This is a genomic window from Methylobacterium sp. Leaf94, assembly GCF_001426045.1.
Lineage (GTDB): Bacteria > Pseudomonadota > Alphaproteobacteria > Rhizobiales > Beijerinckiaceae > Methylobacterium.
Genome location: NZ_LMRM01000021.1, coordinates 1 through 15,292 on the forward strand (window position 1 = coordinate 1; position 15,292 = coordinate 15,292).

The 15,292-nt window shown below is 71.4% G+C and carries 16 protein-coding genes; 10 read left to right on the forward strand and 6 right to left on the reverse strand.

Annotation, left to right across the window (positions count from 1 at the left end):
- Positions 1-282 precede the first annotated feature (282 nt).
- The 4 genes from ASG63_RS12535 to ASG63_RS12550 all read left to right on the forward strand — a co-directional run bounded on the left by ASG63_RS12535 (position 283) and on the right by ASG63_RS12550 (position 2,472).
- On the forward strand, positions 283-579 hold the full coding sequence (locus ASG63_RS12535) for a hypothetical protein (protein WP_056216578.1): 297 nt from the start codon (positions 283-285) through the stop codon (positions 577-579).
- Between the two features lie 941 nt (positions 580-1,520).
- A complete protein-coding gene (locus ASG63_RS12540) occupies positions 1,521-1,814 on the forward strand; it encodes a hypothetical protein (protein WP_056216580.1) in 294 nt (97 codons plus the stop codon).
- 55 nt (positions 1,815-1,869) lie between these two features.
- Positions 1,870-2,103, forward strand: coding sequence for a DUF2171 domain-containing protein (locus ASG63_RS12545; protein ID WP_056216583.1), 234 nt, complete (start codon positions 1,870-1,872; stop codon positions 2,101-2,103).
- Positions 2,104-2,181: 78 nt separating this feature from the next.
- Positions 2,182-2,472 (forward strand): hypothetical protein, encoded by a 291-nt coding sequence (locus ASG63_RS12550; protein ID WP_056216586.1) that lies wholly within the window; start codon positions 2,182-2,184, stop codon positions 2,470-2,472.
- Between the two features lie 178 nt (positions 2,473-2,650).
- On the opposite strand, the gene ASG63_RS12555 is transcribed toward ASG63_RS12550, so the two are convergent.
- From ASG63_RS12555 to ASG63_RS12565, 3 genes are read right to left on the reverse strand one after another with little or no spacing between them, the layout of a single operon-like run.
- Positions 2,651-3,445, reverse strand: coding sequence for an ABC transporter ATP-binding protein (locus ASG63_RS12555; protein WP_056216589.1), 795 nt, complete (start codon positions 3,443-3,445; stop codon positions 2,651-2,653).
- A 16-nt stretch (positions 3,446-3,461) separates the two neighbouring features.
- Positions 3,462-4,265, reverse strand: coding sequence for an ABC transporter permease (locus tag ASG63_RS12560; protein WP_056216591.1), 804 nt, complete (start codon positions 4,263-4,265; stop codon positions 3,462-3,464).
- Positions 4,266-4,273: 8 nt separating this feature from the next.
- Positions 4,274-5,266 (reverse strand): ABC transporter substrate-binding protein, encoded by a 993-nt coding sequence (locus ASG63_RS12565; protein ID WP_082514194.1) that lies wholly within the window; start codon positions 5,264-5,266, stop codon positions 4,274-4,276.
- A gap of 114 nt (positions 5,267-5,380) precedes the next feature.
- Between ASG63_RS12565 and ASG63_RS12570 the strand changes: the two genes are divergently transcribed.
- The 4 genes from ASG63_RS12570 (at position 5,381) to ASG63_RS12585 (ending at position 10,102) form a co-directional block, all read left to right on the forward strand.
- Positions 5,381-6,319: a 3-hydroxyacyl-CoA dehydrogenase NAD-binding domain-containing protein gene (locus ASG63_RS12570; RefSeq protein ID WP_244479892.1), complete on the forward strand. Its 939-nt coding sequence runs from the start codon at positions 5,381-5,383 to the stop codon at positions 6,317-6,319.
- A gap of 61 nt (positions 6,320-6,380) precedes the next feature.
- A complete protein-coding gene (locus ASG63_RS12575; RefSeq protein ID WP_056216593.1) occupies positions 6,381-7,382 on the forward strand; it encodes an NAD(P)-dependent oxidoreductase in 1,002 nt (333 codons plus the stop codon).
- A gap of 43 nt (positions 7,383-7,425) precedes the next feature.
- Positions 7,426-8,361, forward strand: a complete 936-nt coding sequence (locus tag ASG63_RS12580) for a dihydrodipicolinate synthase family protein (protein WP_056216595.1) — start codon at positions 7,426-7,428, stop codon at positions 8,359-8,361.
- Positions 8,362-8,383: 22 nt separating this feature from the next.
- Entirely contained in the window at positions 8,384-10,102 is a 1,719-nt protein-coding gene (locus ASG63_RS12585) for an IlvD/Edd family dehydratase (RefSeq protein WP_056216597.1), read from the forward strand.
- A gap of 11 nt (positions 10,103-10,113) precedes the next feature.
- On the opposite strand, the gene ASG63_RS12590 is transcribed toward ASG63_RS12585, so the two are convergent.
- The gene (locus ASG63_RS12590) at positions 10,114-11,310 is read right to left on the reverse strand and encodes an MFS transporter (RefSeq protein ID WP_056216599.1); all 1,197 of its coding nucleotides are present in this window, start codon (positions 11,308-11,310) and stop codon (positions 10,114-10,116) included.
- 150 nt (positions 11,311-11,460) lie between these two features.
- Here ASG63_RS12590 and ASG63_RS12595 point away from each other — a divergent pair, with 150 nt between their 5' ends.
- Complete coding sequence (locus ASG63_RS12595) at positions 11,461-12,216, forward strand: helix-turn-helix domain-containing protein (protein WP_056216601.1); 756 nt, start codon at positions 11,461-11,463, stop codon at positions 12,214-12,216.
- 111 nt (positions 12,217-12,327) lie between these two features.
- On the opposite strand, the gene ASG63_RS12600 is transcribed toward ASG63_RS12595, so the two are convergent.
- Complete coding sequence (locus tag ASG63_RS12600; RefSeq protein ID WP_056216603.1) at positions 12,328-12,726, reverse strand: hypothetical protein; 399 nt, start codon at positions 12,724-12,726, stop codon at positions 12,328-12,330.
- Positions 12,727-13,167: 441 nt separating this feature from the next.
- Between ASG63_RS12600 and ASG63_RS12605 the strand changes: the two genes are divergently transcribed.
- A complete protein-coding gene (locus ASG63_RS12605; protein ID WP_056216605.1) occupies positions 13,168-13,968 on the forward strand; it encodes a 2-keto-4-pentenoate hydratase in 801 nt (266 codons plus the stop codon).
- On the opposite strand, the gene ASG63_RS12610 is transcribed toward ASG63_RS12605, so the two are convergent.
- Positions 13,949-15,199 (reverse strand): CaiB/BaiF CoA transferase family protein, encoded by a 1,251-nt coding sequence (locus ASG63_RS12610; RefSeq protein ID WP_056216607.1) that lies wholly within the window; start codon positions 15,197-15,199, stop codon positions 13,949-13,951. The two genes, ASG63_RS12605 and ASG63_RS12610, sit on opposite strands and share 20 nt — an antisense overlap.
- Positions 15,200-15,292: the final 93 nt, after the last annotated feature.

A 15,292-nucleotide genomic window follows, 5' to 3' on the forward strand; every position in this document is an offset into this window, starting at 1 on the left:
CCTCTGGTACATCGAGAACCAGAGCCTGCGCCTCGACATCCAGATCCTCCTGCGCACCGTCCTGGCCGAAATCACCCGCCGCACCAACGCCTTCTGAACAGAGCCGCACGCCCGACCTCGCGCGCGGCCTGACGGGGCCTCGACAGCGCCGAACGAGCAGCGACGGGACGGGACGGGACAGCCGAAGCATCCTCCCGGGGCCGCCCTTCACCAAGCCGATGCGCTTGCGATAGGCTGATGTGTGGCCGATTCACCACCCGCCTACACGCAGAGCGACGTCCGATGCACGGTTCCAACACTTTCGACGCCTGGATCGAATCCCTCCGGGGTTCGATCCAGAGGAACATCCATGGGGTCCGCCTGGCCGCCGCCGTGGAAATGAGCAAGCCGCGCACCCGCGGCACCGGCTATGCGCTCTTCGCCCTGGGTATCGCACTCGGCGTCCTGATCGCGTTCCTACTCCAGCTCCTGGCCGTTCTGGTCATGATCGCGCTGGGATTTGCCCTCGGCTACGCCGCTCGGTCCTACGTCTCGAAGCGCCGCAAGGACCGCTTCCTGCAGGAGCGGCTGATGCGCTGAGGCAAAGCGGAGGGGCCGTCCCCCTGCGTGACGCTCATGCGAAGCGCCGCCCGGCGCGGGATTCTTCTCGCACGGGTCGTAACGTGGGTGAATGCCGCCCCCCGGCGCGCCGGTCATAGTCGAAGGGCTGGCCGCGTCCCCCCGATGGCCAGTGTGGCCCCGCTCCGCGTTCCCCCCAATCGACCGCGGGTGGGGCCACCCCTGGGGAGAGGTCCGTCGGAACGCGATCTGCGGCCGGGGCTGCCCGCGGGGGCGCTGCCCCCCGACTCGGGCCTCGGCGCTGTCCTCAGAGCGGGCGCGAAGCGCGCATGCGGGCCAGTTCCATCGCGGCCAGCGCCATGGGGATGCCGATGAGGAGGAGGGCGAAGAGGAGGGCCATGCGTCACCGTCCGGATGCGTCGGGTTGAGGCAGGCTGTCCGGGCACGCAGGGAGCCCGAGGCGAGACCCTGCCCGAGGGATCAGCATCAACGCCGCATCCGGCGCGGGGGTTTCGCGGTTCCGCGAACGCGCGACTCCGACGGGCATGCCCGCCAGGATCCGGTGCGCGTACATCCGGCGTCACCCGATCCGGCGGCATGGCCGTCGCCGGTCTGGCGCCCCACGGGCGCCACCGGCTTGAGCACACCCTGACGCATCATGGTTAAGGATCGATGAAGACCTCGGCGTGACGCGGCGCCAGAGGCCGCCGAGCCCGACCGTCGCTCGGTGCCGCACCCCATCTGGGGGGCATGGCCGGCCATCTGGGGGGCATGGCCGGCCGGTCCGCAAAAAACGCGCGCCGCCCGGTTGCCCCTGGGCCTTCCCGTGGAGGACCTGGCCTTCCTGGCGGAGGTCGAGGGTCCGGTGATCCGGGCCCTAGCGCAGGGAGCCGCCACTTCAAGAATGTCGCCGCCGCGCAAGCTTTGCTATTCGCCCGTCCACAGGAACGGGACGGGGACGAATGACGGCAGAAATCGACACGCGGGTTGGCAGCGCCCGGACCGAGGAAACCCGGGCCGACAAGGCTCGGGCCCTGCGGCTCCGGCGGCTCTGGCGGAGTCACGACACCACGCTGCAATCCAGCGGCCTCGCCCTCGGGCGACCGATCCTGACCACGAAACCCGCGACCGCCCGGCCGGATGCCTCCGAGATCCCGGCACGCGGCCTCACCGCCCGCGAACTCATCAATATGGCGCGCGCCGCGCGGCGCGACCGGGCCTGCCCGGCCGGCCTCGGGTCCTGCACCCCGTCCTGAGGGCCGGAACACCGCCTCGCCGCTCCCGTTGACGTGGCAACAGGGAGTGATGCCGATGGTCGATGTCTCGCAGATCCAGGAACATGCCGACGTGGTCGGCTCGGACGGCGCCCATGTCGGCACCGTCGATCATGTCGATAAAGGCGAGATCAAGCTGACGAAGACGGACGCGGAGGCGGGGGGCCTCCATCATTTCATTCCGGTGGACTTCGTCCAGTCCGTCGAGGGCAACACCGTGCGCCTCGACCGGCCGGCCGACGAGGTCAAGCGGGAATGGTCGACCTCCTGATCGCCCGACCTGCCTGTGCTCAGTCCGTCGGCGACCGGGTCCGCGCATCCGCCACACCGGCCGGAAGGAAGAGAACGCATGGCTGACGTCATCACGGGCGATTTCGGCACGAGCCGGGAGGCCCTCGCGGGCCTGGAGCGCGTCTTCGGGGAAGCGGCGGGCCTGCGCGTGGGCCTGCGCCGCATCGAGGCCCCCCACGGCGACGAGCTTCAGGTCACGGTCGGGGCGCAGGCCCTGTCGGTGCCCCGCCCCGTGGCCGTCGTCCTGGCCAATGCCGCCGGCGAGGACGAGGCGGACCGCATCGGCAAGGCCGTCCTCGAGGCACTCCAGTTGTCCGAGGGCCTGCGCAAAGGGCCCTTTTCTGAATAAGCGACCGTTCTGGCCAGGCGCCACCGATCATGGGACGCTTTTGATCTTGCCAGCCGGCGCCCGAACCGCTTTCATTCCCGGGCTGCCCGTGCTGGTCCTCGGGTGATTGGCAACAACCTTCAGCGCCCGCGGCCCACCGGCCTGCGGGCGTTTCTTCTGTCCGGTCGAAGGGCTGCGCTCAATCCACGGCCGCGCCATGCAGCTCCGCGCGGGTGAAGCGCTGCTGCTCGGCCATCACCAGCCCGGCAAGCTCGCGCTTGAGGGCGTTGAACTCGCCCGAGGCCGTGTCGCGCGGGCGCGGAATTTCGACCGTGATGTCGCGCTTGATGCGGCCCGGCCGGTAGGTCATCACCAGGATGCGGTCGGCGAGGTAGATCGCCTCCTCGATCGAGTGGGTGACGAAGATCACCGTCTTGCGGGACTCGGCCCAGATCCGCAGGAGCTCGTCCTGCAGGGTGCGGCGGGTCAGGGCGTCCAGCGCACCGAAGGGCTCGTCCATCAGCATCACGGGCGGGTCCAGCGCCAGGATGCGCGCGATGGCCACGCGCTGGCGCATGCCGCCGGACAGGTCCTTCGGGTAGCGCTTGCGGAAATCCGAGAGGCCGAGGGTGGCCACGATGCGGTCCACCGTCACCGTGGCGCCGGCCCGCGGCACGCCCTGGATGTCGAGGCCGAAGCGGACGTTGTCCTCCACGTTCATCCAGGGGAACAGGGCGTATTCCTGGAAGACCATACCCCGGTCCGGCCCCGGCTCCGTCACCGGGCGCCCGCCCATGCGGATCTGCCCGGCGCTGAGGGGCGTGAAGCCCGCCACCGCGTTGAGTAGGGTGGACTTGCCGCAGCCGGACGGCCCGAGGAGGCAGAGGAACTGCCCCTCCGGCACCGTCGCGGTGATGTCGTCCAGCGCCGGCACGGCGCCGGCGCCCGTCCCGAACACCTTGCTGGCGTGGGCGATCTCGATGTGCGCCGACATGGTGAGGCGTCCCGGTTCAGCGTTCAAGGCCGCGATGCCAGCGCAGGAGGTGGTCGTTGAGGCGCGACATCGCCCCGTCGATGATGAGGCCGAGGATGCCGATGGTGAGCATGCCGCCGATGATCTTGTCCGACCACATGTACTCGCGCGCCTCGAGGATGCGGTAGCCGAGCCCGTCCGAGACCGCGATCATCTCGGCGACGATGACCACGATGAAGGCGGTACCGATTCCGATGCGCATGCCCGCGAGCACGAAGGGGCTCGCCGCCGGCAGGATCACCCGGCGAAACATCGTCCAGGGCTTCGCCCCGAGGTTGCGGGCCGCGCGGATGTAGATCGAATCCACCTGCCGCACCCCCGCGATGGTGTTGACCAGCACGGGGAAGAAGGTGCCCAGCGCGATCAGGAACAGGGCCGGCGGATTGCCGAGGCCGAACCACACGATGGCGAGGGGAATGTAGGCGATGGGCGGGATCGGCCGCAGGATCTGGAGAAGCGGGTTGAACAGCGCGTAGAGCCGATCGCTGGTCCCGAGGATGAGGCCGACCGGCACCGCGAGCCCGGCCCCGACGCAGAACCCCATGATCACGCGGCCGAGGCTCGCCACCGCGTCGTGCGGCATCTCGCCGGAGAGCATCCAGCGCCAGTGGCTCTCGATCGCCGGGTCGTAGGGCAGGCCGGGCAGGAGGCCGTGATACCATTTCACCGCCACCGCGCTCGGCGGCGGCAGCACGATGGGGGAGAACACGCCGGCCCGGCTGAGGATCTCCCACAGGACGAGGAGGACGAGGGGGACGATGGCGCCGCGAAGCCGGTTCATGCTGCGGTTCAGTTCGTCTTGAGCTCGGCCTTGGCCTTGTCGAGGAGGTCGGTCTTCACCCACTCGGCATCGGATTTCGGCGGGTTCACCATCTTACCGAGGCCGTACTTCATCATGTAGTCGGTCGTCGTCTGCATGTGCCCGGCCGGGACGTCGTAGGTGTACTTCGCGTTGGCCATGCCGTCGCGAAAATCCTGGCTCGAGAGCTGGCCCTTGAACACGGTCTCGCGGACGTACTTCTCGGCCAGCGCCGGATCGTCGATGAAGGCCTTGGTGGCGGCCACGAACAGCTTCAGGACCTTGGCGGCGACCTCGGGCCGCTCGTTGTACATCTTCTCGGTCATCACCAGCGGGCGCACCGGCACGCCGATGGGGGTGTCGTAGGGCTTGACCACCTCGGTGGCGTAGCCGGCGCTGATGGCCTGGGTCGATTGCGGCTCGCTCTGGCAGATCACGTCGACGTATTTCTGCGACAGCGCCTGGTTCAGGTCGGCGTAGTTGTTGAAGTAGATCAGCTGCACGTCCTTGCCGGCGCGCTCGGACCAGGTCATCCCGTGCTTGTCGAGCTCGGCCAGAAGCATCAGGTCCTGGGTGCCGCCCCGGACGGTGGCGACCTTGAGACCCTTGACGTCCTTCAAGGTCTTGACGGTGTCGAGGTCGGGCCGGCGCAGGATGCGCACGCCGCCATTGGCGAAGCCCGCCACCACGTAGAGCTTCACGCCGTTGCCGCGCGCGGCCACCGCGCCGTCGGCGCCCGAGGCCGAGATGTCGATCTGGTCCACCGCCATGGCGGGATAGATGTCGGCGCCCTTGGCGAAGACCTTCTCGTCGATCTTCAGACCGTATTTCGGCGCGATCTCCTTCATGTAGGAGATGGCGCCGTAATGGGCGAATTTCAGGTTGCCGAGGCGCACCACGTCCTCGGCCCGGGCGCTGCCGAGGGCCCCCAGGGTCGCGAGAACGAGCAGGGCTGCGCGCGCGGTCGCATGACGCTTGAACATCGGCTTCCTCCGGTCGCGGGTCGTGTCGCCCGCTTCGTCCGCCGCGAAAACGGTCGGTACGGGCTTGAATAAGCGTATTCTGGATTCGAAAGTAAACCCGCCCGGGAGAGAGTTTTGACGGCCATCGAAGCGGATGAAATCGAACGGGTCACCGTGCTGGGCTGCGGCACCCTGGGCGCCAGTTGGGCGGCCCTGTTCCTCGCCCACGGCCTCGACGTGGCGGCCTACGACCCGGCGCCCGGCTTCGCGGCGGCGGCCCTCTGGGCGGTGGAGGCGGCGCGGGCGCAGCTGTCCGAGCTCGGCCTGAACGGGCAGGGCACGCTGCGCTTCCACGACCGTCTGGAGGACGCGCTCGCGGACACGGATTTCGTGCAGGAGAACGCGCCGGAGAACGAGGCGGTGAAGCGCGCGCTGCTCAGGGAGGTCGATCGCCGGCTGCCCCCGTCGATCCTCGTCGCCTCGAGCACTTCGGCGATGCTGCGCAGCGCCCTCGTGGCCGATTGCGCCCGGCCGGAGCGGATCCTGGTAGCCCACCCGTTCCACCCGCCCCATCTCGTGCCCCTGGTGGAGATCGTGGCGGGCGACCCCGCCACGGCGGCCCGGGCCGCCGCCTTCTACGCCCGGCTCGGGCGCCGTCCGGTGGTGCTCGCCCGCGAGATGCCGGGCCATATCGCCAACCGCCTCGCCTCGGCCCTCTACCGGGAAGCCGTCAACCTCGTGGCCGAAGGGGTGGCGAGCGTCGCCGACATCGACGCCGCCCTGTGCAACGGCCCCGGCCTGCGCTGGGCCGCGATGGGGCCGCACATGACCTATCATCTCGGGGGCGGGGCGGGCGGCATCCGGCACTATCTCGACCATCTCGGGCCGAGCCAGGTCCGGCGCTGGGCCAGCCTCGGGACCCCGGAGCTCACCGAGGACGTGAAGGACCGGATCGTGGCCGGGATCGCGGCGGAGGCCGCCGGCCGCTCGCTCGCGGTCCTGGCGGAGCGCCGCGACCGTGCCCTCATCGAGATCCTCAAGGCCCGCATCGAGGTGGCGGAACAGGACCCCTGAGCCACCGCACGCCGCCCGATCCCGGATCGGCCCCGCCCGCATTCCCGAAGGCAGACAGAGCGTGAGCGCATCCCGGCCCGAACGATCGCCAGACCTCCGCCCCCTGGTGGTCCTGACCAATCCCATCCATCCGGAGGCCGTCGCCCGGCTCACGGGCGAGGCCCGGGTGGTCGCCGCCGCGGACACCCGGCCCGAGACCCTGCGCGCCCTGGCGGCCGAGGCGGCGGGCCTGATCGTGCGGGCGCAATTGCCCGACGACATCCTCGACCACGCGCCCCTCCTGCGCGGCATCGTCCGCCACGGCGTCGGGCTCGACTTCGTGCCCCTGGCGGCGGCGACCGCCCGCGGCATCCCGGTGGCCAACCTGCCCGGCAGCAACACCCAGGCGGTGGCCGAGTACGTCTTCGCGGCCCTGTTCCACCTGCGCCGCCAGCTCGGGCCCCTGGACCGGACCCTGCGCGAGGCCGGCTGGCTTCCGGCGAAATCCCGGGCGAGCGATCTCGGCGAGATCGGCGGGACGACCCTGGGCATCCTCGGCACCGGCGAGATCGGCCGCCGGGTCGCCGCCATCGCCCGCCACGGCTTCGGCCTGCGGGTGCTCGGCCATTCCCGAAGCCCGCACACCGCCGGCGGGCTGATCGAGCCGGTGGACCGGGAGACGCTGTTCTCGGACAGCGACGTCGTCGTCGTCGCCTGCCCGCTGACCCCGGAGACGCGCGGGCTCGTCGATGCGGCGCTGATCGGCCGGATGCGGCCGGGCGCGGTGCTGATCAACGTGGCGCGGGGGGCCATCGTGCGGTCCGACGCCCTGGCGGCGGCCCTGCGGGCGGGCGCCATCGCGGGCGCCGCCCTCGACGTGTTCGAGACCCAGCCGTTGCCCGAGGACCACCCCTACCTCGCCTGCCCGAACCTGCTCCTGACGCCGCACGTGGCCGGCACCAGCGCCAACAGCCTGCGGGTGATGGGCCTCGGCGCCGTCGAGGCGATGCTGTGCATCCTGCGCGGCCAGCCGCCGCGCAACCTCGTCAATCCGGTAGTGCCGGCAGCGCCGGCGGTCCGCTGACCCTTCCGTTCCTCGCCCCCCACCGCCCCCCAAGGAAGACACCATGGCTCTCACCAGCGCGATCAAGGGGGTGATCCCGATCGCCCCGACGCCCTTCCACCCCGATGGCCGGGTCGACGAGACCTCCCTCGACCGGATGTCCGAGTTCTTCCTCGGCGCGGGCATCGACGGCCTGACCATCCTGGGCCAGCTCGGCGAGGCGCCCAAGCTCGACCATGCCGAGGCGGTGGCCATCGCCCGGCGGGTCATCGGGCGCGTGGACGTGCCGGTCCTCGTGGGCGTCTCGGCCCCGGGCTTCGCGGCCATGCGGTCGCTCGCCCGGGAGGTGATGGAGCTCGGCGCCGCCGGCGTCATGATCGGGCCGCCCAACACCCTGCGCACCGACGACCAGGTGGTGGCCTATTACCGCAACGCGGCCGAGGCGATCGGCCCCGACGTGCCCTTCGTGATCCAGGACTACCCGCTCACCTTCTCGGTGGTGATGACGCCGGCCGTCATCCGCCGGATCGTCACCGAGAACCCGTCCTGCGTCATGCTCAAGCACGAGGACTGGCCGGGCCTCGACAAGATCACCGCCCTGCGCGGCTTCGAGCAGGACGGCTCGATGCGCCACATCGCGATCCTCACGGGCAACGGCGGCCTGTTCCTCGATTTCGAGATGGAGCGCGGCGCGGACGGGGCCAACACCGGCTACGCCTTCCCGGAGATGCTCGTCGACGTCGTGCGCCTGTCGCGGGCCGGCGAACGCGACGCGGCCCACGACCTCTTCGACGCGCACCTGCCGTATCTGCGATACGAGCAGCAACAGGGTCCCCTGGGCCTGGCCGTGCGCAAGTACGTCTTCCAGAAGCGCGGGATCTTCACCTCGGACGCCCAGCGCAAGCCGGCCGCGAGCCTGTCGGCGCAAGGGCGGGCGGAGGTCGACTATCTCCTGGCGCGCATCGCCCGCGTCGATCCGCGTGCCCGCGTGGCCCCCTGACACCCGGAACCGGACGCGCATCATGAGCAAAGGTCTGCGCAAGGGCCTCACCAGCTACGGCGACGCGGGCTTCTCCCTGTTCCTGCGCAAGGCCTTCATCAAGGCGGCGGGCTACTCGGACGACGCCCTCGACCGGCCGATCGTCGGCATCACCAACACGGCGAGCGACTACAACCCGTGCCACGGCAACGCCCCGGCCCTGATCGAGGCGGCCAAGCGCGGCGTGATGCTCGCCGGCGGCCTGCCCATGGTATTCCCGACGATCTCGATCCACGAGAGCTTCGCGCATCCGACCTCGATGTTCCTGCGCAACCTCATGGCGATGGACACCGAGGAGATGCTGCGGGCCCAGCCGATGGACGCCGTCCTCGTCATCGGCGGCTGCGACAAGACCCTGCCGGCGCAGATCATGGCGGCGGCGAGCGTCGACCTACCCACCGTGGTCATCCCCGTCGGTCCCATGGTGGTGGGCCATCACAAGGGCGAGGTCCTGGGCGCCTGCACCGATTGCCGCCGGCTCTGGAGCGCGCACCGCGCCGGCGAGATCGACGAAGACGAGATCGAGCGCGTCAACGGCCGCCTCGCCCCCTCGGTGGGCACCTGCATGGTGATGGGCACCGCCAGCACCATGGCCTGCGTGACGGAGGCGCTCGGCCTGTCGCTGCCGATGAGCGCCACGGTGCCGGCCCCCCATGCCGAGCGCATCCGCATCGCCGAGGCGAGCGGTCGCCGTGCCGCCGAGATGGCGGTTTCGGGCGGTCCGCGGCCGAGCGAACTCCTGACGCCGGCCGCCTTCCGCAACGCCCAGATCGTCCTGCAGGCGATCGGTGGATCGACCAACGGCCTGATCCACCTGACCGCCATCGCCAACCGGACGCCGCACGGGATCGACCTCGATGCCTTCGACGCCCTCGGGCGCGCCGTGCCCGTGCTCGTCGACCTGAAGCCCTCCGGCCAGCACTACATGGAGCATTTCCACCATGCCGGCGGCGTGCCGGCCCTGCTCCGGAACCTCGGAGCCCTGATCGACCTCGACGCCGCCACGGTCGCGGGCGGCACCCTGCGGGACGTGGTGGCGGCGGCCGAAGCGGTGCCGGGCCAGACCGTGATCCGCTCCGCCGACGATCCGATCAAGCCGGTCGGCGCCATGGCGGTGCTGCGCGGCAACCTCGCCCCGCGCGGCGCCCTGATCAAGCACAGCGCCGCGAGCCCGGCCCTGCTCCAGCACACCGGCCGGGCGGTGGTGTTCGGCTCCATCGCCGACATGACGACCCGGATCGACGATCCCGACCTCGATGTCGGGCCGGACGACGTCCTCGTGCTCCAGAACGGCGGCCCGAAGGGCGCGCCCGGCATGCCGGAGGCGGGCTACCTGCCGATCCCGAAGAAGATCCTGGCGCGCGGGATCAAGGACATGGTGCGCATCTCCGACGCCCGCATGAGCGGGACGGCCTTCGGTACCATCGTGCTCCACATCACACCGGAATCCGCCGTCGGTGGTCCCCTCGGGCTCGTCCGGACCGGCGACCGCATCCGCCTCGACACCGCCGGCCGGCGCATCGACGTCCTCGTGGACGACGCGGTCCTGGAGGCCCGCCGCACCGCCCTCGGCCCGGCGCAGCGACCGGACTGGGCGCGGCGCGGCTACGCGCACCTGTTCTACGGGTCGGTGCTGCAGGCGGACGAGGGCTGCGACTTCGATTTCCTGCGCGCCGAGCCGCCGCCGGACGGCGAGGGCTAGGGCCGCCATCGTCAGGCCGCGGGGGCGACCGCGGGGGATGCCGGCTGCCGCGTGAGGACGAAGAAGCCGAGGGCGGCGGCGGCGATGACGGCGCCGAACGCCGCCGCGATTCCCAGCACGAGGCCGAAGCCGCCCCGGTCGTGCAGGAGGCCGATCAACGGCACCACGAACCCGCTGACGGTGAAGCCGAGGAAGTAGCGCACGCTGTAGGCCCGGGCGCGGTAGAGCGGGGGCACGTAGCGGGCCACCATCGCGTCGTTGATCACGACCTGTCCGTAGAGCGCCGCCATCGTCAGCACGAGGCCGGCCAGAAGCGGCACGCCCGTGCTCGCCGCCGCGAGGCCGAGGCCGAGGGGCTGCAGGATGGACAGGCCGAGGAAGAGGACCGGCAGGCTGTAGCGGTCGATGAGGCGGCCCATCAGCAGTTGAGTCAGGGCACCGAAGGCGAAGACGAGGGTGGCCACCGATCCGATCAGGAACAGGGGCAGCCCGTTGCCGACGCGCTCGTCGACCACCTTGGGCAGGGCGATCGTGGTGATGTTGAAGGTCATCCCGCCCGCCACGACCGCGAAGGCGAACACGCAGAGGAGCGGGATCGGGCGCGCGACCGGGAGGACGGGCTTGCCCCCGGCCCGGCCCTGCGATCCGGCGCCGTCGCCCGGCACGAGGGCCAGGAACGCCGTCCCGCAGGCAAGGCAGACCAGGCCCGGCACCACGAAGGCCGCCTGCCAGCCGAACGCCGTGGCGAGGAGCGCCGTCACGCCCGAGGCCGTGGCGGCCCCGAGATTGCCCCAGACGCCGTTCACGCCGAGGTCGCGCCCCAGGCGCCGGGCATGGCTCACCAGCATGGTGGAGCCGACCGGGTGATAGATCGCGGAGGCGAGCCCGAGCATGCAGAGCCACACCAGGAACGCCGTCGGACTGCCCGCGCTCGCCACGCCGAGGCAGGACAGGCCGTAGCCGAAGAAGAAGATCGCCAGCAGGGTGCGACGCCCGAACCGGTCGGCGAGCCAGCCCATCGGCAGGGCGCAGAGCCCGAAGGCCACGAAGGCGCCGGTGGCGAGCGGGATCAGTTCGCCGTAGCTCCGGCCCGTCTGCGCCGCGATCGCGATCACCGCGGTGGGGTAGATCAGCAGGACGAAGTGGTCGAGGGCATGCGCCACGTTGACGAAGCGCAGGGTCCGGCGGGACAGGGTCTCGGCGTCCATCGGTCGGTCCTCTCCTCCGGCAAGCATCCGCGTCGGCTGCGCCTCGTGCTCAGACACCGGCAACCTTCCGCAGGGACTTGCCTCCCGTTTACCTGACCCGTTGAATGGCGTCGGGCCGAAGGCGTACGCGATCGGGCCAGGGAGACGCCGATGCGTTCGATCCGGGCGGAGGATTACCAGGCTGTCCCGCGCGCGGTCGCGGTGATGCCCAAGACCTTCGCGGCCGGCAGCGGCACGGACCGGCACCACCATCCGCGAGCCCAGCTTCTCTACGCCACCGCCGGCCTGATGATGGCGACGGCCGAGGACGGGACCTGGGTCGTGCCGGAAGGCCATGCCCTGTGGATTCCGCCAGGCCTTCCGCACGCCGTCGTCATGCACGGGGATGTGGCGATGTGCTCGGCCTATCTCGCGCGGGAGGCGATCGCCGGCTTTCCGAGCCGGGCCCGGGTCATCGAGGTCTCGGCCCTCCTCGCCGCCGCGCTGGCCGCCCTGACGAACGAGCCGGTGCTCTACGACGAGGCCGGCCGGGGTGGGCACCTGGCAGCCCTCATCCTCAACGAGATCGGACGCGCCCCGGAGACACGCCTGACCCTGCCCCTGCCGCGCGATGCCCGGCTCCGGCGGGTCTGCCTCGGCGTGATCGACGACCCGGCCGGAGCGCTCGATCTCGATGCCTGGGCCGCGCGGGCGGGCCTGAGCCGCCGAACCTTGACGCGGGGATTCCGCCGGCAGACGGGGCTCACCTTCGGGCAATGGCGGGCCAGGGCCCGCGTCGTGCGAGCCCTGGCCCTCGCGGCCGATGGGCGGGCGCCGCGCCAGGTCGCCGCCTCGGTCGGCTACCGCAGCCTCCAGGCCTTGCGGGACCGGACGGCGGCCCTGGTCGGGAGCGCGCGGGATACCTGACGGGATCTCCCGTCCCGGAGGCGGCGTCCGGTCGCGCCCGCGAAGCACACGAAAACGCCCGCACGGGCGAGACCGGGCGGGCGTCCTGATGGTGCCGTTGGCGTCAGGCGATCAGCAATCGTCGCCCTTCTTGCCGATCTCCTGGTTGGCGCCGGCATTGTTCATGGCGCCCACCGTCCCGGGCGAGGCGGGCTGCTGGCCGCCCGCGAGGTTCTTGCTGGACGTGCCGACACCGCCGCCCTGGTCGTTCTTGCCCTCCGAACCGGGCTTGTCGCCGACCATCTGGTTGGCGCCCACGTTGTTCATCGCGCCGACCGTTCCGGGGGAGGCGGGCTGCTGGCCGCCCGCGAGGTTCTTGCTGCCCTGGTCGGCCGTCGAGCTCTTGTCGTTCATGGTCTGCTGACCCGGGCTGGTGCCCTTCGTCGAGCCGGTGTTGCAGGGCGCGGCGAGCGCGGTCCCGGCCGTGATCGCGAAAATGGCAGCGGCGCCGGCAATCGTCGAGAATTTCACGTGGCGTTCCTCCGGAGATGTTATCGAGAAGTATAATTCTGTGCCCTGGGATCGGTTCCCCGACCGGATGGATCGTCCGGCAATAGAAATTGCCAACATATCTCTGCCCGCCCGTGTGAGATCGCCCGAACTCCGGCGCCGACCGCGCCAGATCCTGTCGGCGGTGCCGCTCTATGTTCGCAGCTAAGATCCTTTCGCAGCCAAGATCGTTCGACCGGCGGCTCGGCCGACGCGCTTGTCGAGGCCCCCCGCAGAGCCGCCCCTCCGTTCTGTCTCCACCGATCGATCCTGTTTTCGGGACCGGAGCCGTGCCGGCGGCGCGGCGCCCCCCCGGATGAGGCGGGGAGCCGGGCCAGCCCGATCCGGCGGAATCGCCCACCGGCCGACGCAAAGATCCGCTAGAGCCTGGGCATCCGGCCCGACGCCGCGAAGAGGTCCGCCATGTCAGAATTCCTGCCCGAAGCCGTGCTGAAAGCCTACGATCCCCAGCCCGCCGCGGACCTGCTGCTGGCGGCCTATCGCGCGGGGCGGCAGCTCGGCGAACTGCCCGAGGCCGTCCGTCCGCGCACGATGTCCGAGGGCTACGACGTCCAGGACCGGCTCGTGGCGGCGCTCGGCGCAGAATTCGCCGGCTGGAAGCTCGCCATCGGCAGCCACAAGGGCAAGCGCAGCTCGGGGGTCGGCCGCTCCATCGCCGGGCGGCTGCTGCGGGACCGGCTCCATGGCGACGGGGCCGAACTCCGGATGCCCCATGCCGGGGCGGTGACGATCGAGTTCGAGATCGCCTACGGGATCGCCCGCGACATCGCCCCCGACGCCCCCGTGGTTCCGGCGGCCGAGGTCGTCGGCGAAACCCGCGCGGCGTTCGAGCTCGTGCTGTCCCGCTACGTCGATCGGCGTGCCGTCGGCTGGCCGAGCTTCGCGGCCGACAATTCGGCCTTCCAGGCCCTGGTGCTCGGCCCCGTGCTGGCCACGGGAGACCTCGCCGAAGTGGCGCGCGGCCTCGTGGTCGAGGTCGACGGCGTGGAGCGGGTGCGGGCCGTGACGGGGGAGGACGAGACCGATCCCCTGGCCGCGCTCACGGACCTGATGGCCGTGGCGCGCGAGCGCGGCACGACGATCCCGGCCGGCAGCCTCGTCTCCACCGGCACGCTCTCGGTGCCCTTCGACCTGACCGGCCCGGGCCGGATCACGGCCCGGTTCCTCGGCCAGAGCCTCGGGTTCACCCTCCTGCCGGTTTGACCGGGTCGCCCGAGGGGCGCTCGGCCTCCGCCGCGCGCCGCGCCGCGCAGTCCGCCCGGATCTCGGCGCTCGACGATCCGAGGGCCGGCGGCATGCGGCGGACGGGCAGGCGCTCCCCGTCGAGGCGGTAGGGCGGGGCGAGGACGTAGGCGGTGGGATCGGCGTCGCCGCCCTGGGGCAGCACGAGGTTGCCGGCCCGGGCCCTGTCGGAGGTCAGGGCCTCGTGCAGGCCCAGCACCTCGCCGCAGGGGATGCCGGCCGCGTCCAGCCGGGCGATGAGATCGGCACGGGTCCAGCGGGCGAGCTCGGCCTCGATCGCCGGCAGGAACTGCGCGCGGTTGCGGGAGCGCTCCAGGTTCGTGGCGAAGCGCGGGTCCGCGGCGAGGTCCGGCCGCTCCAGGACCCCCTCGCAGAGGCGGCGATACTGCCCGTTGTTGCCCACCGCCAGCACGATGGGTCCGTCGCCGGCCTGGAACACGCCGTAGGGGGCGATCGACGGATGGGCGTTGCCGGCGCGGGCGGGGTCGTGCCCGCGCACCATCGCCTCCAGGCCGCAATAGGCGGTGAGCGCCAGGCCGCAATCGAACAGGGCGAGTTCGATGTGGCGTCCGCGCCCGGTGCGCTCGCGCTCGAACAGGGCGGCGAGCACCCCCTGGGCCGCGTATTGCCCGGTGAAGAGATCGACCGCCGCGAGGCCGAACTTCAGGGGCGGGCGGCCGGCCTCGCCGTTCAGCGCCATCAGGCCGGCCTCGCCCTGGACCACGATGTCGTAGCCGGGCCGCGTCGCCTCAGGCCCATCCGAGGCGTAGCCGGAGATCGAGCAGTAGATCAGGCGCGGGTTCTCGGCGCTCAGGTCCGCGTAGCCGAGGCCGAGGCGGTCGGCGCCGCCGGTCTTGAAGTTCTGCACCACCACGTCGCAGGTGCGGGCGAGGTCGCGCGCCACGGCGAGGCCCTCCGGGGTGGCGAGGTCGAGGGTGATCGAGCGCTTGTTGCGGTTGGCGGCGTCGAAGTACGAGGTGTTGGTGGCCCCCGTGCGCAGGCCCCAGTCGCGGGTGTCGTCGCCGCGCTCCGGGTGCTCGACCTTGATCACCTCGGCGCCGAGGTCGCCGAGGCACATGGCGCTCCAGGGCCCGGCGAGCACGCGCGAGAGGTCGAGCACGCGGATGCCGTCGAGCGGCAGGGGCCGCGCAGGGGAGCGGGAGCCGTCGTCGCGCGCCGTCGTCTCGGCCATGATCGGTTCTCCCTCTCGTGCGGGCGGCATCCGGAGCACCGCTTCAAGCCGCGCCTGTCTATCAGGTTTCGGTCCCGATCCCGGAACCGATTC